This is a genomic window from Nocardioides sp. (assembly GCF_035576065.1).
In the GTDB taxonomy this organism is placed as follows: Bacteria; Actinomycetota; Actinomycetes; order Propionibacteriales; family Nocardioidaceae; genus Nocardioides.
In genome coordinates, this window is the sequence record NZ_DATLWX010000011.1 from 225,012 (window position 1) to 246,234 (window position 21,223).

Here is a 21,223-nt window from a genome sequence, read left to right on the forward strand (position 1 = left end):
GGCAGTGGTGGCCATCGGGGGCGTCAGCGAGGCGGGGGACCTGCTCCTGGAGCCCTTACGGGGCGGCGTTCGAAGATCACGCCACCAGCCGGGGACACGAGTGCGTGGCTGTGATCCGCAGGGCCGAGCTCGGCAACCGGGCCGGCCTCATCGGCGCCGCCGACCTCGCACGACGCTGATCAGCGACACGGATGCCTAGTAGGAGAAGCCGCCGCTGACCATGCGGACCTGGCGGAGCCCACCATCGCAGGAGAGGCCCAACTGGCAGGTGGAGTCGGCCGTCACGTTGGAGACCTGAAGGTTGCGGGCGATCATCAGCAGGTAGACGTCGTCGGAATTGTCTCCCATGAGGCTGCCCGTCTCAGCGCTGTATCCGCTGCAGCCCGCCAGGCTGTTGTTGACGTACTTCCTGGTGTTCTGCTTGCCGAAGTGGTAGCCGCAGATCTGGACCGCGATCAGCTTGTGGACCGGGAAGATGGCGTTGGTGCCGGTGCCCGTCACGGACGAGGTGGCGCAGATCCCGGGCGACGGAGCGCAGAACACAGGGATCGGGACCGTGAGCTCCTGGTCGATGAGGTCCCGCCAGGCGTCCTCGATGTGACCGCTGTCGGGTTGGCCCGGGTCACCGCTCAAGCACATGGACGGTGCCGTCGCGACGGTGGGGCAGCGGCTGGCTAGGTGAGAGTTCAGCGCAGCTCCGGTGAGTGCTCCCTGCAGCGGAATGATCTCGATCGGGGTCGAGCAGCCGTTGCGGATCTGGTCCTCCAGAGCCGCGGTCCCGCCGCTCTCGACGGGGCAGTCGAGGGTCCACCAGTTGCCGGGGTTGGGCGGGATCGGGCACGATCCCGGCGCTGCGCCGCCGTTGCCGGGCGCGAAGAGGCGGAAAGCGGTTCCGGGGACCGTGGCAGCGGGAAGGTCCGCGGCACACAGAGCCATCGGGCGCAGGCGGGGAGCCGTGTTGCCGGCCTCGACGACCGCAGCCGCGGACCGGACGATGTTGTAGTCGTTCCCCGAACCGACGACCCGGCCGAAGATGTTGGGGCTGGTGGCGGACACGGTGGTCCTGACCACCAGGTCACCGCTCTCGCACAAGGCGGTGAACGAGGTGAGGACACCGGGGGACAGCGAGGACCGGTGCGCAACGACCTTGGACTCGGCTTCGACCGTCGCGGCGGTCAGACCGTTCAGGCGGATGTCAGCACACTGCCGGAACTGCTGTTCCGCGAAGACCCCTGCTGCGCCCAGCGCGGCGGCGTCCGCCGAGGTCTGCAGCTGACGCTTGTTGGCGTAGGCCGCGCCGACGTCGACGACGAAGGCCGACATGCCCATCAGGGCGAGGGTCAGGACGGCAACGACGACCGCAATGGCGCCCGACTCGTCACGCTTCCTCATGTGAACTCTCCTCATTTGAATTCACAGCGCATGACGCCCTTGCCGACCAAGGTCGGAGCGTTTCCGGAGGTGAACAGCGGGGCGAAGGGAACGGCCCAGGTGGCAGAACGCGTCATGGTCACGGTGACGTTGGTGCCGGCCGTGGTGCCGGAGCACGGCTTCGAGGAGCCGGAGCAGGTCGGCGAGATGACCGGGGTCGGAACTTGGCTCGCCGTCATGCCAACCGTCTCGGCGCTGTTCCTGGTCTCGGACACGATCTGCGTGCAGGTGCGGTCGTCGACAACGGCGTAGCGCGCTCCCTGCCGGGCGCCGTTGCTGAGGGCGATCTGCTGGGCGAAGACGAAACCCAGGTTGATGATGCCGAAGACCACGATCAGAAGGATCGGGATGACGAGGGCGAACTCGACCGCCACGGCCCCTTGCTCTTCACGCCGCATACGTTGTGGTCTCTGCGTGCCCATGCCAACCCTTCGATTCCTTGCTGTCCCCGTGAAGTTCGAGAATAGGGAGCCGCAGGCCCCACCGACGGGCCCATGGGCCGAAATGACCCATTTGCGGTGGGCGGCATAGTCCGTTCGGACTATGCGCCAGCCTGGTGACGGGTCATGGGGCATCGTGCACCCAGCTGGGGCAGCTGGGTACGACAGGATGTGGGACGTGACGCCACCCTCGAGCCCCGTCTGGATCGGCGTCGACGTCGGCGGGACCAAGGTGCTGGCCGGTGTGGTCGATGACCTCGGTCGAGTCGTCCGCACTGCCCGCCGGGCCACGCCCGGCCGCCGTGTCGACATCGCGCACGTGGAGGACGCACTCGAGGCGGCTGTGCTCGAGGCCGCCGCCGGCGCACCGATCGCGGGCGTCGGGGTCGCCGCGGCCGGTTTCGTGGACGTGACGGGGCGTCGGGTGATGTTCGCACCGCACCTGCCGTGGCAGGGGGAGGACGTGCAGGGGCGACTCGGCGACAGGTGGGGGGCACCGGTCGTCCTCGACAACGACGCCAACTGCGCTGCCGTGGCCGAGTCGACGTATGGCGCAGCGCGCGGCTCCCGCTCGGCGATCATGGTGACCATGGGCACCGGCATCGGCGGTGGGATCGTGATGGAAGGCCGGCTCGTGCGGGGGGCGAACGGGATGGCGGGGGAGTTCGGTCACATGCAGGTCGTGCCCGGTGGCCGCGCCTGCGAGTGTGGCGGCAACGGGTGCTGGGAGCAGTACTCGTCGGGCAACGCCCTCGTGCGGTCCGCCCGCGAGCTCATGGGTCAGCAGCCGTCGGTGCTCGAGGAGGCGACCGGAGGCGAAACCGCCCGTCTCACCGGACCGATGGTCAGCGACGCCGCGGCGATGGGAGACCTGGTCGCGCGGCAGGCATTCGCCTCGGTCGGCGACTGGCTCGGCGTCGGCGTGGCCAACCTGGTGGCCGCCTTCGACCCCGAGGTCGTCGTCGTCGGCGGCGGCGTCTCGGCGGCCGGCGATCGGCTGCTCGGACCCGCTCGCGACGCGCTGCTCAGGTCCTTGGTGGGTGCGGCACACCGCGACGTACCACCGCTGGTGTCCGCCCTGCTCGGCCCGGAGGCCGGGCTCGTCGGTGCCGCCGAGCTGGCGCGGCGGGCTCAGGCGCGGCGGTAGTCCGGGACCAGCTCGAGAGCGAGCTGTTCGAGGAACAGTCCGACGTCGGTGACGATCCCCTTGGCCTGGCTCGAGCCGCGGTCGGACAGCTTGGTGACCGTGGCGGGGTTGATGTCGACGCACACCAGCGGGATGGACGCAGGCAGGATGTTGCCGGTCGCCACGGAGTGGAGCATGGTGGCGACCATCAGGCAGAAGCCGACATCGGCGATCTCGGCGCGCATCGCCCGCTGGCCCTCGATGACGTCGGTGTAGACGTCGGGCAGTGGCCCGTCGTCGCGGACCGAGCCGACGAGGACGAACCGCTTGTCGTGCTTGACGAGGGCGTGCATGATCCCGCCGGTCAGCACACCGTTGTCGACCGCTGCCTTGATCGAGCCCTGCTTGCGGATCGTGTTGAGGGCGCGGATGTGGTGCTCGTGCCCGTGCTCGACCCCGCGGCCCATCGCCAGGTCGACGCCCAGGCTGGTGCCGTAGAGCGACGACTCGATGTCGTGGGTGGCCAGCGCGTTGCCCGCGAACAGCACGTCGACGAAGCCGGCGTCGACCAGCGCCACCATCGCGGGCGCGGCACCCGTGTGCACGACGCCGGGCCCGCCGACCCACAGCACCTTCTTGCCGGCCTGTCGCGCCTCGCGCATCCCGTCCGCGACCTGGCGGACCAGCACGGCCTGCGGCTTCTCGCTCGACACGTCGGAGTCCATGAAGCCGAAGGAGTCGCCACCCTTGTCGATGACCGGCACGATCACCTTGATGCCGGAGGCGCCGGTCACCACCTGCATGCCGGCGCGCACGTCCGACATCGGGAGGGTGTGGACGCGCTCACCCTCCACGATGAGCCCGCAGTCCATCTCCGGGTTCTCCACGTCGAGCCACTTGCCGCCCAGCCGGATCTTGGTCGCGAGGTTGGTCGTGGAGTAGAAACCGTCGGGGAAGACCCCGTCCTGGTCGGCGAGGCTCACCGAGGCCTCACCCGGGTCGACCTGGTTGACCCCCCGGGTCTGCAGGCGCATCAGCAGGCGCTGGAGCGACTCGTCGTCCTCCGCAGTCACCACGAGGGAGGCCCGGCTGATGTCGTTGACCTCGTGGCCGACGTCGAACCGGTCGATGACGTAGTCCCCGCCGTACTCACGAATGTCCTCGAGGACGCGGGAGAGGATCCCGCTGTCCATCAGGTGGCCGGTGACTTCGACGTTCTCGCTCACGCTCACGGCGACGAGACTAGCGCCGCCCGGGGAACTGCAGGCAGCGTGCCTAGATGCGTGAGCCGTCGTCCCAGGGCTCACGGCCGCTGCGCGACATCGTGGCCACCAGGTAGAGGAAGCCGCCGACGAACCAGGCGACGAGCAGGTAGTCGAGGAGCGACGGCAGGTCGATCCGCAGCGCTACCAGCACGAGCACCGGCGCGCCGAAGACACCTGCCCAGGCGATCGCGCGCCTGGGCTCCGGGCGGGGGAGCGGGGGCGGCGTCGGCGGGACGAACCGGGGCTCGTCGTACGCCGCAGCGGGCCCAGGGTCGGGGGCAGGATCAGGCTCCTCCTCCGACCACGAGCGGGCCGGGGCGGGCTCGACGGGGTCGGGTTCGTCGATCTTGGCGCGCTCGCCGAAGTTGTCGACGATGGCCTGCCAGTCCTCGTCGTTCGTGCGCTCGCTGTCGCCGGTCCCGCTCACGGGACAAACGGTAGCCGGAGGATCAACTGCAGACCCGGGCGATGAACTCGGCCGACTCCTCGAGGATCCTCTCGGCGTCGTGGTCGAGGGTGGCGACGTGGTAGCTCTCCTCCAGCAACCTCTCCTCGACGTCGGTCGAGCTGATCGCCCCCAGGACCGTCGCGCTGGAGGACTCGTCGATGACGTTGTCGATGCGGGAGCGGAAGTAGAGCAGGGGCTGAGTGACACGCGGCAGGTCCGGGACGACGACCCGCCACATCGCCACGACCTCGGCGAGTCCCTTGAGCGGCAGCATGGGATAGCCGAGCTCGTCCATGCCGGGCTTCTTGATGTCGTTGGTGATGCCCTTGAGGCCGGGGAGGATCCGCTTGAGGACGGGCAGCGCCAGGAGCTCCCGGCGCTTGCTGGAGACGAAGGGGTTGACGAGCACCAGCCCGCTGATGTCCGAGCCGCGCTCCTCCGCGAGCCGGAGCGCCACCGAGCCGCCCATCGAGAGCGCGCAGACGACGGCGGTCTCGCAGGTCTCGAGGAGGCGATCGAGGGCGGCCGACGCCTCGTCGTACCACTGCGTCCACGTCACGGTGTTGAGGTCCTGCCACTTGGTGCCGTGCCCGGGCAGCAGCGGCATCTCGACGGCGTAGCCGCGCTCGGCGAGGTCCTCGGCCCACGGTCGCATGGACGCCGGCGAGCCGCTGAAGCCGTGGAGCACGAGCGCCCCGATCGGGCGCCCACCGGTCAGCTCGGGACGGGCGGGGGTCGACATCGCGGTCAGCAGAGGGTTTGTCGTCACGGGGAGAGTGTGCACCACGGGCGGGGGTCGGGGGACAGCGTTTCGGCGCTAGGCTCACCTGGTGCTCTATTGGTTCTTGAAGTCGGTCGCTCTCGGGCCCCTCCTGCGCATCGTCTTCCGTCCCAAGGTCGAGGGTGTGGACCACGTCCCGGCGCAGGGACCGGCCATCCTGGCGAGCAACCACCTCTCGTATGCCGACTGGCTGTTCATGCCGCTGACCTTGCCCCGGCGGGTGACCTTCGTGGCGAAGGCGGAGTACTTCACGACCCCCGGGGTGAAGGGCTGGTTCCAGAAGAAGTTCTTCTCCGGCGCCGGGCAGGTGCCCATCGACCGTTCCGGGGCCAACGCCGCGGAAGGGGCGATGAGGTCGGCCAAGAAGATCCTCGACGCAGGCGGGCTCTTCGGCATCTACCCCGAGGGCACGCGCAGCCACGACGGCAAGCTCTACCGGGGCAAGACCGGCGTTGCCCGGCTCGCGTTGGAGACGGGTGCCCCGGTGGTGCCGTGCGCGGTGGTGGGGACCGACGTGGTGGCCCCGAGCGGCAAGGTCTTCGGCCACTGGACCCGGCCGGCAGTGCGGTTCGGCCCGCCCCTGGACTTCTCCCGCTACGAAGGCATGGAGGACGACCGCTACATCCTCCGCGCCATCACCGACGAGATCATGTACGAGATCATGCGTCTCTCCCAGCAGGAGTACGTCGACATGTATGCCTCCAAGGCCAAGGAGCTCGCCAAGGCCGCCAAGGGGTCGGGGTCGGCCGACGCGCCGGACTCCACCTCCGTCGCGAAGAAGGCGTCCTGACCACTCGCGGCGTCGAGGCCGCGGCCTCCCGGGCCGGGACGGCCGTGGCGGACCGCCTGTTCCGGGCGCTGGCGCTGGTCCGGGTCGTGGTCACCCTCAACGTGATCGTCCTCAACACCTATCGGCGCGACAACTACGACCACCCGTGGGCGGCCGTCGCGGTCGTCGCTGCCATGGTGGCGTGGACGGGCTACGCGATCTGGGCGTCGAGCAGCGCGCGTCGGCGTACGACCCTGTTCTTCGTCCTCGACCTCGGGTGGGCCGTCGGCGCCATCGCGGCCACGCCCCTGGTCAAGGGCAGCGACTTCAACGCGACGATCCCCGGGTTCTGGGTGATGGGAGCGCTGCTCGCGTGGGCGATCCGCTGGCACTGGAAGGGTGGGCTGGCGGCCGCGACGATCCTCTCGGTCACCGACCTCACCCTGCGCGACAGCATCGACCAGGCCAACTACGGCAACGTCTTCCTGCTGATGATCGGCGGACCGATCGTGGGCTACATGTGTGAGTCCCTCCAGCGGATGGCCGTCGAGCGCGACCTCGCCGAACGCGCCGCTGCGGCCGCCGAGGAACGCACCCGGCTCGCGCGGGCCGTCCACGACGGTGTGCTGCAGGTGCTGGCCCTGGTGCAACGGCGCGGGACCGGCTCCGACAACGCCGACTTCGCCGAGCTGGCCGGCCTGGCGGGGGAGCAGGAGCGGGCGCTCAGGTCGTTGATCCGGCAGCAGGGCACCGTCACTCCGGACGCAGCCGAGCGCGACCTGGCGGGGATGCTCGAGGAGCGAGGAAGCAGCCATCGGCTCCGGGTCGAAGTCGCCACGCCCGGGGTGCCCGTCGCCATGCCGAGCACGGTGGCGGAGGAGATCACCGCTGCCGTGGGGGCCTGCCTCGACAACGTCGCCCACCACGTGGGCCACGAGGCGCGCGCCTGGGTCCTGCTCGAGGCGATGCCTGAGGAGGTCGTGGTCTCGGTGCGCGACGACGGTCCGGGCATCCCGGCCGGGCGCCTGGAGTCCGCGGTCGACGAGGGCCGGATGGGGGTCACCGAGTCGATCCGCGGCCGGATCGAGGACCTGGGAGGCAGTGCCACACTGGACACCGGACCCCACGGGACCGAGTGGGAGCTCACGGTCCCGCGATGACTGGAGCGAGGCAAGCGTGACCATCCACTCCGAGCATCCGTTCGCCACCCCCGAAGAAGGACGTGACGCTGCGCGTCGGCTGCGGGGGCGCCTGGGCGGCCAGGTGTCCTTGTGGACCAGTGGTGCGGGCGCCGGTCGCGTGGGGCTGACGGTCTCCTCGCTGATGGTTGCCCTCGGTGAGCCGCCGGTCGTGGTCGGCCTGCTGGATCCCGACTCGGACCTCGCGGAGCGGTTGCAGGGCTCGACGCAGGAGCGGTGCCTGGTGCAGCTGCTGGAGTGGCGACACCACGACCTGGCCGAGAAGTTCGGCGGGCAGATGCCTGCGCCGGGTGGCCTCTTCGCTGCGGCGGACTGGGTCGACTCGGCGTACGGCCCCCGTCTCGCTGACGCCGAGACGTGGGCGGAGTGCGTCGTGCAGGATGTTCGTGAGCTCGGGTGGTCGCTCGAGGTGACCTGCCGGATCGAGTTCGCGACCATCGGCGTGCTCGACGACGCACTCCAGCACAGGCGTGGCCGCTACTCCCACCACGTGTGATGCCCGGGGACGGTGCCGCACACTAGGGTCAGCCGCATGAGTGAGCCGATCCGGATCATGGTCGTCGACGACCACCCGATGTGGCGCGACGCCGTGGAGCGCGACCTGCTCGCCGCTGGCTTCAACGTCGTGGCAGTCGCCGCCGACGGCCACCAGGCACTGGCGCGCTTCCCTGCGGCCCGTCCCCAGGTCGTCGTGCTCGACCTGCAGATCCCCGGTCCCAACGGGGTCGAGGTGACTGCGCAGGTGCTGCAGCACGACCCGTCGGCGCGCGTGCTCATCCTCTCCGCGTCGGGGGAGCAGACCGATGTCCTCGAGGCGGTCAAGGCCGGTGCCACGGGCTACCTCGTGAAGTCCGCGTCCCGGGAGGAGCTCCTCGACGCCGTACGCCGCGTGGCGGCCGGCGACACCGTCTTCACCCCCGGCCTGGCGGGGCTCGTGCTCGGAGAGTTCCGCCGGATCGCAGACGGTCCGGCCACGGATCCTCGTGACGAGCTGACCGAGCGCGAGACGGAGATCCTCAAGATGGTGGCGAAGGGGATGAGCTACAAGCAGATCGCCGAGCGCCTGGTCATCTCCCACCGCACCGTGCAGAACCACGTGCAGAACACGCTGCGCAAGCTCCAGATGAACAACCGGGTGCAGCTGACACGGTGGGCGATCGAGCACGGCCTCGACGATGATGACGACGACTGAGGCCTATCTCCAGCGACTCGGCTTCGCCGACCGTCCAGAGCCCAGTGTGCACTCGCTCCGACGGCTCCAGCGCGCTCACGTCGAGCGCATCCCTTATGACAACCTGTCGATCCAGCTCGGCCGCCCCGACGACGTGGAGACCAGCGCGCATCGCGTCGCCAGGGGTGAACGACTGGGCTACTGCTTCCAGCAGAACACCGCCTTCCAGGCGCTGCTCACCGACCTCGGGTTCACGGTCAGCCGCCGTCATGGCCATGTCTGGACCGATCCGGGCGACCAGCTGGGCGATGCTCTCAATCATCTGATCCTGGTGGCCAGCGGGCTGCCCACCGACGACAACCCCGGGGGCCACTGGTGGGTCGACGCTGGTCTCGGCGACGGCTTCGCCGAACCGTTGCCTCTCGTGCGCGGAGAGCACGTCGACGACGGCTTCCGCTACGAAATCGGTGCCGGCTACGGCGCCCAGGCCGCAGGTCGCCCGAGCGGACCTGCCGCCTGGACCTTCCGCCATGACCCGGCCGGGGTCTTCGCCGGAGTCGTCGCTACGTCGCGAGCCAGCGACCCGATCGCGGTCCAGGATGCGCACGTCCGCCTGAGCACGTTGCCCGACTCGCCGTTCCGCAGGGTGCTTGTGGTCCAGCGTCGCGAGGGTCCCGTCTGCCTGACCCTGCGCGGCTGCTTGTTGCACGAGGTCACCGCCGACAACAGCACCACCACCGAGCTGACGACGTACGCCGAGTGGCGCGCCGCCTTCGAACGCCTCGCCCTGTCCGTCGCCGACGTCTCCGAGCCAGAGTGGCAGACCCTGTGGACGCGAACTCGCGCGGCTCACGAGGCGTGGGACGCGGCGGGACGCCCGTGATCGATTGGCGAAGGGCGACCCCGGATGACGCGGGTCCGCTGACTGATCTAGAGCGCGACGCGAACCTCGTCGGCCTGGCGCACGTGTTTGGCGAGCTGCCGTTTCCCTACGCTGGCGTGCTGAGCAGGTGGGCGCTGGTGCTCGACGACCCAGAGGTGGTCACCGAGGTGGTCGACGGCGACCACGGGTTGCTCGCGTTCGCGGCCTACGACGCAGAGTCGTTGCGTCATCTCGCGGTGCACCCGGACGCGTGGGGGACCGGGCTGGCGACGGCCGGCGTCCGGCGAGCCGTGCATCACGGGGTGGTCCGCCTGTGGGTGCTCGCTGCCAACCGCCGGGCACGTGGGCTCTACGAGCACCTGGGCTGGCGGCCGACCGGTGTGGAGCAGGAGTGCCCGTGGGTGCCACACCCCACGGAGCTCGAGTATGCGCTCGTAGGATCGCGAGCGTGACCGACCCGCTCCTCGACCTGGCCGACGAGCTCTACTCGCTGCCCCTGGCTGACTTCACGCCGGCGCGAGACGCCGCGGCAAAGGAGCACAAGGCCGACACGTCCTTCGCGGCCCGGGTCAAGGCACTGAAGAAGCCGTCGCTCGCGGCGTGGGTCGTCAACCTGCTCGTCCGCCGCGACGCTCCGCAGGTGGAGCAGGTGCTCGCAGTGGGAGCCGCCCTGCGTGAGGCCCAGGCCAACCTCGACGGCGAGGAGCTCCGGGCGTTGACCCGTCAGCGCCGGCAGCTGACCGCGGCCGTCACCACCCAGGCTCGCGGGCTGGCCCACGAGGAGGGCGTCAAGGTCACCCAGGCCGTGGCCGACCAGGTGGAAGCCACGCTGACGGCGGCGATGGTCGACGAGGGCGCGGCGGCGGCAGTTCGCAGTGGACTGCTGGTCGCCGCCCTGAGCGCCACGGGGGTCGACGAGGTCGACGTCGCGGCGGCGCTGGCCGTGCCCGAGGCGTTGGGGTTCGCCGCAGCTCCTCGCGATGCGACCCCGCCCCCGCGGCCCGAGCTGCACGTCGTGCCCGACCCCGAGGCGGACGAGAAGGCCAGGGCTGCCGCTGCCCGCGTCGTGAAGGATGCCCGCGCCGAGGTCGACGCCGCACGCGAGGCGCTGGCGGCCGCTGTCGCGGACGTCGATGCGTTGCAAGCACGTGCACTCCAGCTCCAGGCGGAGGTGGATGAGCTCAAGGGCCGGATCGCCCAGCTGGAGAGCGACCTCGAGGAGAACGACGACGAGCTCGTCGACGCCGAGGACGTGAAGTCGGAGGCCGAGGATGCACTGGCCGAGACGGAGACCCAGCTGGCCAGGGCCGAGGCGGCGCTCGCCCGGCTGCCCGGCTAGGCCCGAGAGCTAGACCCTGGGCTAGACCGCCCAGCCCTTCGACCGCTCGACGGCGTCCTTCCAGCGTTCGTGCGCCTGGTCCGCCGCGGCCCGGTCGGCTCGTGGCTCGAAACGTTGGTCGAGCGACCAGGTCTCGCGCAACGCCTCGGTCGACTCCCACAGGCCCGTCCCCAGACCGGCGAGGAAGGCCGCGCCCAACGCTGTGGTCTCGACGATCTCGGGGCGCTCGACCGGCAGCCCGACCTGGTCGGCCTGGATCTGGCACAGGAAGTCGTTGGCGGCAGCGCCGCCGTCGACCCGCAAGGACGTGATCTCGGGCATGGTCTCGAGCACGTCGCGCACCTCGAAGGCGATGGCCTCCAGCGTCGCCCGGACGATGTGGGCGCGGGTCGTGCCGCGGGTGATGCCGATGATCAGCCCGCGGGCGTGCGGGTCCCAGTGGGGGGCACCGAGCCCGGTGAGGGCGGGCACGAACACGACACCGCCGGTGTCGTCCACCGTGGAGGCGACGGCCTCGGTTTCTGCCGCGGAGCCCACGATCTGCAGACCGTCCCGCAACCACTGCACGGCGGCGCCGGTGACGAAGATGGCCCCTTCGTTGGCGTAGGTGAGGGTGCCGTCCGGCGACCGCCAGGCGGCGGTGTTGAGCAGCCCGGCGTCGGAACGCTGGACGGTGGTGCCGGTGTTGGTGAGGATGAAGGACCCGGTGCCGTAGGTGCACTTCGAGTCGCCCACGTCGAAGCAGGTCTGGCCGAAGAGCGCCGACTGCTGGTCACCGGCAATGCCCGCGATGGGCAGTGACAGGCCGAGGAACACCGAGGGCTCGGTGGGCGCGACCTCGCCCCAGTTGGGAACGAGGTCGGGGAGCGCGTCGCGGGGTACGCCGAAGAGCTGGCACAGCTCGTCGGACCAGTCCCCGGCCTCGAGGTCGAAGAGCAGGGTGCGTGACGCGTTGGAGACGTCGGTGACGTGCCACGTGCCGCGGGTCATCCGGGCGATGAGGTAGGAGTCGACGGTCCCCACGGCGTAGCGGCCGGACTGGACGAGCGCCCAGGTGTGGGGCTCGTGCTCCGCGAGCCACATCAGCTTGGTGCCGGAGAAGTAGGGGTCGAGCCGGAGTCCGGTCAGCTCGCTGACCCGCTCCTCGTGCCCCTGGTCGCGCAGGCGGGTGCAGATGTCGGCCGTACGACGGTCCTGCCACACGATCGCGCGCCTCGGGGACCCGAGCGTCTCGCGGTCCCACAGGACGATCGTCTCGCGCTGGTTGGTGATGCCGATCGCGGTGAGCTCGCTGGCGTCGACCTTGGTCAGCACCTCCCGGGTCGCCTCGAGGGTGGCCTGCCAGATCTCCTCCGGCGCATGCTCCACCCACCCGGGCCGGGGGAAGTGCTGGGAGAACTCCTGGTAGCCCTTGGCGACGACGTGGCCCTGGGGGCTGACGACGACGGCGGTGACTCCCGTCGTACCTGCATCGATGGCGAGGACGGACATGGAGCCAACCTAGCGGGAGTTTGCGGGCGTACGCCGCTGGGGCCGGTCGTTCCAGTAGGTTCTCCGCATGCGCGACACGGAGGGCTCGGACTACGCCGAACGACTGCAGACCAAGCAGAACGCCACTTGGAAGCGGGTGCTGAACGTCCAGGCTCCGTATCAGTGGAACCTGCGTCGGCAGGGCCTGGGCCGGACCCTCGACGTCGGGTGCGGCATCGGTCGCAACCTGCCCACCTTGCCCGCGGGTTCCGTGGGTGTCGACCACAACCCCACCTCCGTCGCGATCGCCCGGGCAGCGGGTCACGTGGCCTACACCACCGAGGAGTGGGAGACCGCTCCGGAGCGCCGGGCCGACTACTTCGACGGGATGCTGCTCTCCCACGTCATCGAGCACCTTCCGCCCGAGATGGGGCGCGAGGTGGTCGAGTCCTACCTGCCGTGGTTGCGTCCGGGAGGCAAGGTGCTGTTCATCTGCCCGCAGGAGCGCGGCTACGCCTCTGACCCCACCCATGTCCGGTGGACGACCGGGGAGGACCTGATGGACCTGGCGACCGACCTGGGCCTGCGACCCGAGAAGTGGCGCAGCTTCCCCCTGCCGCGCCTCACGGGCAAGGCGTTCATCTACAACGAGTTCAACGTGCTGGCGGTCAAGCCGGAGGCGTGAGGCCGATGATGTCGAGGACTCGCCGGTCGACCCAGCTGAAGTCCTCGGCCACGCGCATCTCGTAGTTCTCGGCACCGACCCAGGCTGGGAAGTCCGCCCGCCCAACGGCTCGTGCCCGCTCGTTGAGCTTGTCGCGCAGGGAGCCGTCGACGGGGACCTTCTCGTCGTCGGTCGAGGCGGTGAGATAGAGGTCGTTGAGGTCGAGGAGCCGGACCAGCTCGGCAACGGGGTCAGCGTGGTCGTCGACGCGCAGGTCGGCAGCGACGTCGTCGAGACCGCCGTACCCCGCACCGTCCTTGACCACCAGCAGCGCGGCCGCCTGGCGTCCCCGGGAGTCCCCGCCGGCGTCGTCCCCGGCCTTGAGTGCGAGCGTCAGGCGCCGGGCCAAGGAGTCCCCGGTCGAGGAGAGCCAAGCGGTCTCGATGGCCTCCACGACCTCTGGTCCGGCGAGGATGTTGCCCTGGATCGCGTATCCCGGGCCGGTGAGCCCGCCGGCCCAGGCGTAGCACTCGGGACCGGTGTGGCTGGCGGCCGTGCCTTCGACATCGACGATCCCGACCTGCCGGTGGTCGCGCTTGTCGTCCTCGGCAAGCAGGCGCTCCAGGGCGATCGGTGCGGTCGCGCCGTCGTCGAGGTGCGCGAGGGCGAGGAACTTGTAGGACACGTTGGCGTCGGCCTGGGTGGCGATGGCTCCGACGCCCGCCACCGCCGCCGGGACGGCGGAGCCGACGGCCAGGAACTTGGAGGCGACCGCCACCCCCCACGACTCTCCGTCGTCGGAGCGGGCCACGATGGAAAAGGTCATGGCGCCGACCCTAGTAGGGCACCCTCGGCCTGCCCGGCATGACACGATGGCGCGGTGTCAGATGCCGGTTCACCGTCTCTCGAGCACCCCGAGTACTGGTGGTACCGAGCGAGATCAGAACTGCTGTCGGCGACGCTGCAGGACTACGTCTCAGCGCCGGGTGCCCGGCCCCGCATCCTCGACGTCGGCAGCGCCGACGGCCCCAGCGTGGGTTGGTTGAGGGACCGCGGGTTCCGTGTCGGCATGGACGTCGATCCCCGCGGACTCCGACCCGGGGACGTTCAGGCCTCGGCCATGGACCTGCCGTTCGCCGCGTCCTCGTTCGACGTCGTAGCGGCGTTCGACGTCGTCGAGCACTGCGACCCGGAGGAACGGGTCCTCGCCGAGATCAGCCGCGTGCTGGTCCCCGGCGGCCGGCTGCTCATGAGCGTCCCGGCCTACGAGTGGGCGTGGACGAGCCACGACGACCACAACCAGCACCACCGGCGCTACACCAAGCGGCGAGCGGTGGCCGCGTTGTCAGCCCAAGGGTTCCAGGTCCTCCGCGCCACCTACGCCTTCGCCGGGACGTTTCCGATGTTCGCCGCAGATCGACTACGGCGGCGGGCAACCGAACGCCGCCGCGGACCCCGCGACTCTCCGGCAGAAGGGGTGCCCGCCCTCCCTGTCGTGCACCCGAGGACCGAACAGCTGCTGATGGGGCTCTCCTCGCTCGACAGACGGATCCTGAGCAGGTGGGATCTTCCCTTCGGCTCGTCCGTGGTCGTCGCGGCGAAGAAGCCGGACACGCAGTGACGCTGAGGAAGAGGCCCAGACCGTGACCATGGACGAACACACGCTGTCGATCGTCATTCCTGTCTTCAACGGCGAGGAATGCCTGCCCTCTCTCATCGAGGCGATCGCGCCACTGACCGAGGGATTCTCCACGCCCGAGGGACGACAAGCGAGGGTCGCGGAAGTCGTCCTGGTCCATGACTGCGGCGTCGACAACTCCGACGACCTCATACGCCGTCTGGCGGCTGCCCACGACTGGATCCGGCCGATCTGGCTCAGCCGCAACTTCGGGCAGCACGCCGCCACCCTCGCCGGGATGTCGAGCTCTGGTGGGGACTGGGTCGCCACGCTCGACGAGGACGGCCAGCACGACCCCCGCGCCTTGGGAGGGATGCTCGACACGGCCATGGGTGAGCGGGCAGACGTGGTGTACGCAGCGCCGGTGAACAGGCGGCCCCACGGGTTGGTCCGCAACGCTGCGTCCTGGTTGGCCAAGCGCTCCCTGCGCCTCATGACGGGCAACGCCGATGCGCTGCGATACAACAGCTATCGACTCATGCTCGGCGACGTGGCGCGGAGCGTCGCGGCCTACGCGGGTCCCGGGGTGTACCTGGACGTGGCGCTCGGCTGGGTCGCTCGAACCGTCACGACCTCGCCCGTCACGCTTGCGACCGAGGGCCGCCCATCCGGCTACCGCATACCCTCGCTGCTGTCGCACTATCGACGGATGGTGCTCACCGGGGGGACCCGGCTCCTGCGCGTCGTGAGCGGCATCGGGCTGCTGTTCGCGGCCCTGGGCTTCGCGCTGGCGCTCGTGGTGGTCGGCATCAGGATCTTCGGCGACATCCCGGTTGCGGGATGGGCGTCGGTGATGGTCGTCTCGCTGATCAGCTCGGGCGTGACCCTGACCGCGCTGGGCATCGTCGCCGAATACGTCGGCGTGGCAGTGAACATGGCGCTGGGCAAGCCCCTGTTCCTCATGGTGCGTGATCGTGCGGACGGTCCGCTGGGGCGCGAGGGCGCGGAGCGCTCCTCGCTGTGACGACCCTGGTTGTCGGTCGGGGCCTGCTCGGCCGCGCGGTCATCGGGTCACTGGCGAGACGCAAGCGCGCGGTCCAGACGGTCGACGTGCCGTGGGAGGACCCCGGAGCTGCCGTCCGGGCGCTCCGGCGTGCCTGCGAGCGCGCGGCCGCGACGGACGAGGCATGGCAGCTCGCGTGGACCGCGGGCGCTGGAGTCATCGCCACGCCCGAGGATGAGCTCACACAGGAGGTCCTGACCTTCCACACGCTGCTGGCGGGCCTGCGAGACCCTCCGTCGGCGATGTTCCTCGCCTCCTCGGCTGGGGGTGTCTATGCCGGGTCTCCGGACCGTGCGCCGTTCTCGGAGACATCGGCGGTGGGCGCGCTCTCGCCGTACGGGCGAGCCAAGCTGGCGATGGAAGGAACAGCCGCGGAGCTGGCCGAGCGGGGCAGCAGGGTGGTTCTCGGCCGCATCGCCAATCTCTACGGCCCGGGACAGGACCTGACGAAGAACCAAGGGCTGGTGTCCCAGCTGTGCGTCACCCACCTGACCCAACAACCCCTCCAGGTCTATGCCGCCATGGACAGCCTGCGGGACTACATCTTCGTCCGGGATGCTGCTGAGCTGGTGGTGAGCTGTCTCGACCGGGCCGCGCTCATGGAGTCGGGTCGGGTCGTGGTGAAGATCCTCGCCTCGGGCCAGTCTCGTTCGGTGGGATCAGTCATCGGCGAATCGACACGGGCCTTCCGTCGACGTCCTCACATCGTCATTCGCGGTGCCAGTAGCCAGGTCATGGACCTACGTCTCCGTTCGACCACGTGGGCCGACCTGGACAGCGTTGCTCAGACCCCGTTCCTGGTGGGGCTTCGGGCGACGGTCGACGACCTGAGCGTGCACATGCGATCGGGTCCCCTGGCGTAGGTCGTCGAGTCGACCTTAGTGAGGGCTTGAAGGCTCACCGCGGTCGATGCGGTCCACGGCGGCCTTCGCCGTGGCCAGATCGGCCCCGGTGATCTCGCGGTACTTCTTGATGGCCGCGAGGCGGTTGCGCTTGCGCCCGGGACCGATGAGCAGCGCCCGGACGGGTTCGAGCTGAGGATCGACCAGGACCATGCCGTGGTGCTCGGCGATGCGCTGTTGCAGCCGCTCCATGCGAGCCAGGCGTGTGTCGACCGCTGTGAACTTGACCTCCAACGCCATCCACAGCACCAGCAGAGCCGCAACGAGGCGCACGAATCCGAACTCCATGGCCGTACCGTAGTGGCGGACGCGGTGACCGCAGCGGACTGACGCGGCCCCTTCCCACGGCGCCGCGGCGTGACGAGGGTTGGAGACGGTTCGACTACGGTCTCGACTGTGATCGACGTCCCGAAGTCCGCGAGCACGCGTGCCGACCAAAACGCTATGCAGGCCGTGCAGATCCTGCTGCTCGGGGTGCTCCCCATCTCGCTGTTGGTCATGATCGTCGTGTCGACAGCAGGCCAGCAGTACGGTTTCGACTTCCATGGCAGTTTGTGGGAGGCCTCGCGGGACATCGTGGCTGGGCGCAATCCTTACCCGCCGGCAACGGCTGACGGTGTGGCGCCAGGCGACGAGTTCGTCTATCCGCCGCTGCCGGCGTTGTTGTCCATCCCTCTCGGGGTGATGCCCTACCCGTGGGCCGCTGGCGTCATGACCGCTCTCCTTCTGCTCGCCATGGCTGCAGCCCTGCTCGCTCTGGGCGTCCGCGACTGGCGTTGCCACGGGGCAACGCTCGCCTCGATCCTGTTGCTTCATGACGTGCGTCTAGGTGCGATCACGCCCCTGCTCGTCCTCGGTGTCGCTCTGGTGTGGCGGTTTCGTGACTCGACCTACGCTGCCGTCCCATTCGCCCTCGTCGTGGTGGCGAAGGTCTTCTTCTGGCCGTTAGGCATCTGGTTGCTGGCGACGCGGAGAGTCCGAGCCGTTGGAATCGCTGTCGTCCTCACCCTTGGCCTGGTGCTGGCGAGTTGGGCCGTCATCGGGTTCGCGGGCATGAAGGAATATCCGGAGCTGCTGAGTGTGCTTGCTCGGGTGGAGCAGGCGGACGGCTATTCGGTCGTAGCAGCGGCCATGTCAGCCGGGATGGCGGCGGCGGCTGCGCGCGTCGTCGCCGTGTGCCTCGGCGTGGCGTTGCTGGCCTGGGCCTGGCGTGCCGGCAGGAGAGGCTCCGACCTGAGGTCGTTCGCGATGGTGATCGGCGCGTGCTTCGTCCTCACCCCGATCCTGTGGTTGCACTACTTCTTGTTGTTGTATGTCCCGATCGCGATCCGCAGCCCCCGTTTCAGCGCAGGCTGGCTCCTCCCCCTTGCTTTCTGGGCAACGCCGTTCCAGGAGAACTTCGGTTCTCCGTGGCGGATCTACTACGCCGGAGTGGTGACCGTGGTGATCCTCGTCTGGGCAACCCGAGACAGTGACCCTCGCTCCGAACCTGGGGCGCAGGAATATCGGCGGCGTGTTTCTCTTCTCCCGGGGCCGCGGCGTGACTAGGGTTTGATCGATCAAATCCAGCGATGAGGAGAGAACATGCGCGTCGGAGTGCTCACCGGAGGCGGCGACTGTCCAGGACTCAACGCGGTGATCCGCGCGGTCGTCCGCAAGGGCGTGACGACGCACGGCTTCGACTTCGTCGGCTACCGCGACGGCTGGAAGGGGCCCCTCGAGGGCCTCACGATGGAGCTCGGCATCGCCCAGTGCCGCGGGATCCTGCCCCGCGGCGGCACGATCCTGGGCTCGAGCCGGACCAACCCCTTCAAGCTGGACAACGGCGTCGAGCAGATCCGGGCCAACCTCGCCAAGGACGGCGTCGACGCCCTCGTCGCCATCGGCGGCGAGGACACGCTGGGTGTGGCCACCAAGCTCGCGGACCTCGGCGTGAAGGTGGTGGGTGTCCCCAAGACCATCGACAACGACCTGTCGGGCACCGACTTCACCTTTGGCTTCGACACGGCCGTCAACGTCGCCACGGAGGCGATCGACCGGCTGCACACGACCGCGGAGTCGCACCACCGGGTGCTCGTGGTGGAGGTGATGGGCCGGCACGCAGGCTGGATCGCGTTGCACAGCGGCATCGCAGGTGGCGCCAGCATGGTGCTGATCCCCGAGCAGCCCTTCGACATCGAGGACGTCTGCAATCGCGTGCAGACCCGGTTCGAGAGCCAGTACGCCCCGATCATCGTCGTGAGCGAGGGGGCCGTTCCGCGCACGGGCGGCGAGATGACGCTCGTGTCGGGGGAGAAGGACGCCTTCGGTCACGTCCGTCTGGGGGGCATCGGTGACCGGCTCGCCAGCGAGATCGAGGCCCGCACCGGCAAGGAGGCGCGCGCCGTCGTCCTCGGCCACATCCAACGTGGTGGCACGCCGACCGCCTTCGACCGATGGCTGGCGACGCGCTTCGGGCTGCAGGCGATCGACGCGGTCGCGGAGGGCGACTTCGGCACGATGATGGCGCTGAAGGGCACCCGGATCGAGCGGCTGCCGCTCATCGAGGGCACCGGCGAGCTCAAGCTCGTCAGCGAGGCGGAATACGCTGAGGCCCAAGTCTTCTTCGGCTGATCACTGCTTGACGCGCGGGTCCATCAGGGCCCGCGCGGCGGCAGCCAGGACGCCGTCCGCGCACAGTGTCGGAGCCGAGACGTGGAAGACCTCGCGGTCCTCCCACTCCACGAGTTCCACGCCCGGCTGATCGCGGATCGCAGCATCCATCTGGAGGGTTGCGTCATCGGCGTACGCGATTGTCGCCCCGTCGCTGACCCACAGGGTGAAGTGGAACGGGCCGATGCGTTCGCGGGACCCATGGAGGTCCAGCCACCTCCCTTGCGCCTCGACGGGCCGGACACCCAGCTCACGCCCGTCCAGGAGCTCACCCACGGTGAACGGTGCGTAGGCGAACTGGCGGGTCGGCGCGGGAGTCACGACCTCGCCGCGCAGGTCCTCGATGTGCTCCGAGCACGCGCAGTCGCCTCGCTCGGACGGGAGGATCGAAGCCGCAGGCGGATCGGTGCGGCGGAAGAACCTCATGGGCGGACCCTAGGTGTCCGGAGGCCTGCCGAACGCGATCCCCTCCTTCGGGGTCCTTGCCTTCACTCATCGGCAAGGCCAGAGTGAGTGCACTTCATCACACCGGGAGAGGGTTGGCCATGTCCACCAGCAGCAGTGTCGATCGCGACCACCAGGACGGGCAGCACGAGCTCAAGCGGGTGATGGGACCCAAGCTGCTCCTCCTGTTCATCGTCGGGGACATCCTGGGCACCGGGGTCTACGCGCTCACGGGTTCGGTCGCGGGTGAGGTCGGTGGAGCGGCGTGGGCGCCCTTCCTGGCCGCCTTCCTCGTCGCCACCATCACCGCCTTCTCCTACCTCGAGCTCGTCACGAAGTACCCCCAGGCGGCCGGGGCGGCGCTGTACACCCACAAGGCCTTCGGCATCCACTTCGTGACGTTCCTGATCGCCTTCGCCGTGATGTCGTCCGGGATCACCTCGGCCTCGACGGCCTCCAACGCGTTCGCCGGCTTCTTCAGCGCCGGCTTCTCGCTGGACCTGGCGCCCGGTGGCACGGGGCTGATGTTCATCGCACTGGGCTTCATGGCCCTGGTCGCGGCGATCAACTTCCGCGGCGTCAGCGAGAGCGTCAAGGCCAACGTCGTGCTGACGATGGTCGAGCTGTCCGGCCTGCTGCTGATCATCTTCATCGGCATGTACGCCGTCACCCAGGGCAACGCCGACTTCTCGCGGGTGATGGTCTTCGACAGCCCCAGCGACAAGGGCACCTTCCTCGCGATCACTGCGGCCACGTCCCTGGCCTTCTTCGCGATGGTCGGCTTCGAGGACTCGGTCAACATGGCCGAGGAGTGCGAGAACCCGATCCGCGACTTCCCCAAGATGATGCTGACCGGCCTGGGCATCACCGGCGTCATCTACATCCTGGTCTCGATCACAGCGGTCGCGCTGGTGCCGGTCGGCGACCTGACCAACGTCGAGCTCGGGCCAGCGCTCAACCAGGTCGTCGCAGCCGGAGCACCCGACCTGCCCTTCGACAAGATCTTCCCGTTCATCGGGATGTTCGCGGTGGCCAACTCGGCCCTGATCAACATGCTGATGGCCAGCCGCCTGCTCTACGGCATGGCCAACCAGGACGTGCTGCCGCGCTCCCTGGGCAAGGTGCACCCCGAGCGTCGTACGCCGTGGGTCGCGATCCTCTTCACCACGCTGCTCTCCTTCGGCCTGATCATCTACGTCGTCCGGGCCAGCGGGTCCGACGACGGCCTCGCCAACGTCACCCTGCTGGGCGGGACCACTGCGCTCCTGCTGCTGTGCGTCTTCACCGTGGTCAACATCGCGGTGCTGGTGCTGCGCAAGCAGCCGGTTGACCACGACCACTTCCGGGCCCCGACCTTCCTGCCCGTGCTGGGAGCGATCAGCTGCGCCTTCCTGGCGGGCCCGTGGGCGCGCGCCGACATGGAGCAGTACAAGATCGCCGGGCTGATGATGGCCGTCGGGCTCGTGCTGTGGGTGATCACCTGGCTGGTCAACCGTGGCGGCCGCGCGAAGAAGACGGGCTTCCGCGACATCGAGCACTTGGAGAAGTAGCTGGCGGT

24 protein-coding genes are annotated in these 21,223 nt (G+C 69.4%); 15 read left to right on the forward strand and 9 right to left on the reverse strand.

The window, feature by feature from the left end; translation table 11 throughout:
• Positions 1-195: 195 nt before the first annotated feature.
• Both VNJ48_RS05780 and VNJ48_RS05785 read right to left on the reverse strand, forming a co-directional pair.
• Positions 196-1,392, reverse strand: coding sequence for a pilus assembly protein TadG-related protein (locus tag VNJ48_RS05780; protein WP_325600004.1), 1,197 nt, complete (start codon positions 1,390-1,392; stop codon positions 196-198).
• An 11-nt stretch (positions 1,393-1,403) separates the two neighbouring features.
• Positions 1,404-1,805 carry a TadE/TadG family type IV pilus assembly protein gene (locus tag VNJ48_RS05785; RefSeq protein ID WP_325600006.1) on the reverse strand — a complete coding sequence of 134 codons (402 nt, stop codon included), beginning with the start codon at positions 1,803-1,805 and terminating at the stop codon, positions 1,404-1,406.
• Positions 1,806-2,040: 235 nt separating this feature from the next.
• Between VNJ48_RS05785 and VNJ48_RS05790 the strand changes: the two genes are divergently transcribed.
• Positions 2,041-3,018, forward strand: coding sequence for an ROK family protein (locus tag VNJ48_RS05790; protein WP_414689918.1), 978 nt, complete (start codon positions 2,041-2,043; stop codon positions 3,016-3,018).
• On the opposite strand, the gene VNJ48_RS05795 is transcribed toward VNJ48_RS05790, so the two are convergent.
• The 3 genes from VNJ48_RS05795 to VNJ48_RS05805 are packed head-to-tail and all read right to left on the reverse strand — an operon-like array spanning position 3,003 to position 5,479.
• Positions 3,003-4,229, reverse strand: coding sequence for a TIGR00300 family protein (locus tag VNJ48_RS05795; RefSeq protein ID WP_325600010.1), 1,227 nt, complete (start codon positions 4,227-4,229; stop codon positions 3,003-3,005). The two genes, VNJ48_RS05790 and VNJ48_RS05795, sit on opposite strands and share 16 nt — an antisense overlap.
• Positions 4,230-4,272: 43 nt before the next feature.
• A complete protein-coding gene (locus VNJ48_RS05800) occupies positions 4,273-4,689 on the reverse strand; it encodes a hypothetical protein (RefSeq protein ID WP_325600012.1) in 417 nt (138 codons plus the stop codon).
• Positions 4,690-4,711: 22 nt separating this feature from the next.
• A complete protein-coding gene (locus VNJ48_RS05805) occupies positions 4,712-5,479 on the reverse strand; it encodes an alpha/beta hydrolase (protein ID WP_325600014.1) in 768 nt (255 codons plus the stop codon).
• Between the two features lie 61 nt (positions 5,480-5,540).
• Between VNJ48_RS05805 and VNJ48_RS05810 the strand changes: the two genes are divergently transcribed.
• From VNJ48_RS05810 to VNJ48_RS05840, 7 genes are read left to right on the forward strand one after another with little or no spacing between them, the layout of a single operon-like run.
• A complete protein-coding gene (locus tag VNJ48_RS05810; protein ID WP_325600016.1) occupies positions 5,541-6,281 on the forward strand; it encodes a lysophospholipid acyltransferase family protein in 741 nt (246 codons plus the stop codon).
• A gap of 44 nt (positions 6,282-6,325) precedes the next feature.
• Positions 6,326-7,420 (forward strand): MacS family sensor histidine kinase, encoded by a 1,095-nt coding sequence (gene macS, locus VNJ48_RS05815; RefSeq protein ID WP_325600018.1) that lies wholly within the window; start codon positions 6,326-6,328, stop codon positions 7,418-7,420.
• A gap of 16 nt (positions 7,421-7,436) precedes the next feature.
• Complete coding sequence (locus VNJ48_RS05820; RefSeq protein ID WP_325600020.1) at positions 7,437-7,955, forward strand: flavin reductase family protein; 519 nt, start codon at positions 7,437-7,439, stop codon at positions 7,953-7,955.
• Positions 7,956-7,991: 36 nt separating this feature from the next.
• Positions 7,992-8,651, forward strand: a complete 660-nt coding sequence (locus VNJ48_RS05825) for a response regulator transcription factor (protein WP_325600022.1) — start codon at positions 7,992-7,994, stop codon at positions 8,649-8,651.
• The gene (locus tag VNJ48_RS05830) at positions 8,635-9,513 is read left to right on the forward strand and encodes an arylamine N-acetyltransferase family protein (protein ID WP_325600024.1); all 879 of its coding nucleotides are present in this window, start codon (positions 8,635-8,637) and stop codon (positions 9,511-9,513) included. Before VNJ48_RS05825 ends, VNJ48_RS05830 begins: the two co-directional genes overlap by 17 nt.
• Positions 9,510-9,965: a GNAT family N-acetyltransferase gene (locus VNJ48_RS05835; protein ID WP_325600026.1), complete on the forward strand. Its 456-nt coding sequence runs from the start codon at positions 9,510-9,512 to the stop codon at positions 9,963-9,965. The genes VNJ48_RS05830 and VNJ48_RS05835 overlap by 4 nt, the downstream gene beginning before the upstream one ends.
• The gene (locus tag VNJ48_RS05840; protein ID WP_325600028.1) at positions 9,962-10,852 is read left to right on the forward strand and encodes a hypothetical protein; all 891 of its coding nucleotides are present in this window, start codon (positions 9,962-9,964) and stop codon (positions 10,850-10,852) included. Before VNJ48_RS05835 ends, VNJ48_RS05840 begins: the two co-directional genes overlap by 4 nt.
• A 21-nt stretch (positions 10,853-10,873) precedes the next feature.
• Here the strand turns inward: VNJ48_RS05840 and glpK are convergent, their stop codons facing one another.
• The gene (glpK, locus tag VNJ48_RS05845; protein WP_325600030.1) at positions 10,874-12,343 is read right to left on the reverse strand and encodes a glycerol kinase GlpK; all 1,470 of its coding nucleotides are present in this window, start codon (positions 12,341-12,343) and stop codon (positions 10,874-10,876) included.
• Positions 12,344-12,410: 67 nt separating this feature from the next.
• On the opposite strand from glpK, the gene VNJ48_RS05850 reads away from it, so the two are divergent.
• Positions 12,411-13,007 (forward strand): class I SAM-dependent methyltransferase, encoded by a 597-nt coding sequence (locus VNJ48_RS05850; protein WP_325600032.1) that lies wholly within the window; start codon positions 12,411-12,413, stop codon positions 13,005-13,007.
• Here the strand turns inward: VNJ48_RS05850 and VNJ48_RS05855 are convergent.
• Complete coding sequence (locus tag VNJ48_RS05855; RefSeq protein ID WP_325600034.1) at positions 12,991-13,812, reverse strand: DUF1028 domain-containing protein; 822 nt, start codon at positions 13,810-13,812, stop codon at positions 12,991-12,993. The two genes, VNJ48_RS05850 and VNJ48_RS05855, sit on opposite strands and share 17 nt — an antisense overlap.
• Before the next feature lie 54 nt (positions 13,813-13,866).
• Between VNJ48_RS05855 and VNJ48_RS05860 the strand changes: the two genes are divergently transcribed.
• From VNJ48_RS05860 to VNJ48_RS05870, 3 genes are read left to right on the forward strand one after another with little or no spacing between them, the layout of a single operon-like run.
• Positions 13,867-14,607, forward strand: coding sequence for a class I SAM-dependent methyltransferase (locus VNJ48_RS05860; RefSeq protein ID WP_325600036.1), 741 nt, complete (start codon positions 13,867-13,869; stop codon positions 14,605-14,607).
• A gap of 28 nt (positions 14,608-14,635) precedes the next feature.
• Positions 14,636-15,628 carry a glycosyltransferase family 2 protein gene (locus VNJ48_RS05865; protein ID WP_325600037.1) on the forward strand — a complete coding sequence of 331 codons (993 nt, stop codon included), beginning with the start codon at positions 14,636-14,638 and terminating at the stop codon, positions 15,626-15,628.
• On the forward strand, positions 15,625-16,530 hold the full coding sequence (locus VNJ48_RS05870; protein ID WP_325600039.1) for an NAD-dependent epimerase/dehydratase family protein: 906 nt from the start codon (positions 15,625-15,627) through the stop codon (positions 16,528-16,530). Before VNJ48_RS05865 ends, VNJ48_RS05870 begins: the two co-directional genes overlap by 4 nt.
• A gap of 15 nt (positions 16,531-16,545) precedes the next feature.
• Here the strand turns inward: VNJ48_RS05870 and VNJ48_RS05875 are convergent, their stop codons facing one another.
• Positions 16,546-16,857 carry a hypothetical protein gene (locus VNJ48_RS05875; protein WP_325600041.1) on the reverse strand — a complete coding sequence of 104 codons (312 nt, stop codon included), beginning with the start codon at positions 16,855-16,857 and terminating at the stop codon, positions 16,546-16,548.
• Between the two features lie 108 nt (positions 16,858-16,965).
• On the opposite strand from VNJ48_RS05875, the gene VNJ48_RS05880 reads away from it, so the two are divergent.
• Complete coding sequence (locus VNJ48_RS05880) at positions 16,966-18,117, forward strand: glycosyltransferase family 87 protein (RefSeq protein WP_325600043.1); 1,152 nt, start codon at positions 16,966-16,968, stop codon at positions 18,115-18,117.
• 36 nt (positions 18,118-18,153) lie between these two features.
• Positions 18,154-19,182, forward strand: a complete 1,029-nt coding sequence (locus tag VNJ48_RS05885; protein ID WP_325600045.1) for a 6-phosphofructokinase — start codon at positions 18,154-18,156, stop codon at positions 19,180-19,182.
• Here the strand turns inward: VNJ48_RS05885 and VNJ48_RS05890 are convergent, their stop codons facing one another.
• A complete protein-coding gene (locus VNJ48_RS05890) occupies positions 19,183-19,647 on the reverse strand; it encodes a hypothetical protein (RefSeq protein ID WP_325600047.1) in 465 nt (154 codons plus the stop codon).
• A gap of 119 nt (positions 19,648-19,766) precedes the next feature.
• Between VNJ48_RS05890 and VNJ48_RS05895 the strand changes: the two genes are divergently transcribed.
• Positions 19,767-21,215 carry an APC family permease gene (locus VNJ48_RS05895; protein WP_325600049.1) on the forward strand — a complete coding sequence of 483 codons (1,449 nt, stop codon included), beginning with the start codon at positions 19,767-19,769 and terminating at the stop codon, positions 21,213-21,215.
• Positions 21,216-21,223: the final 8 nt, after the last annotated feature.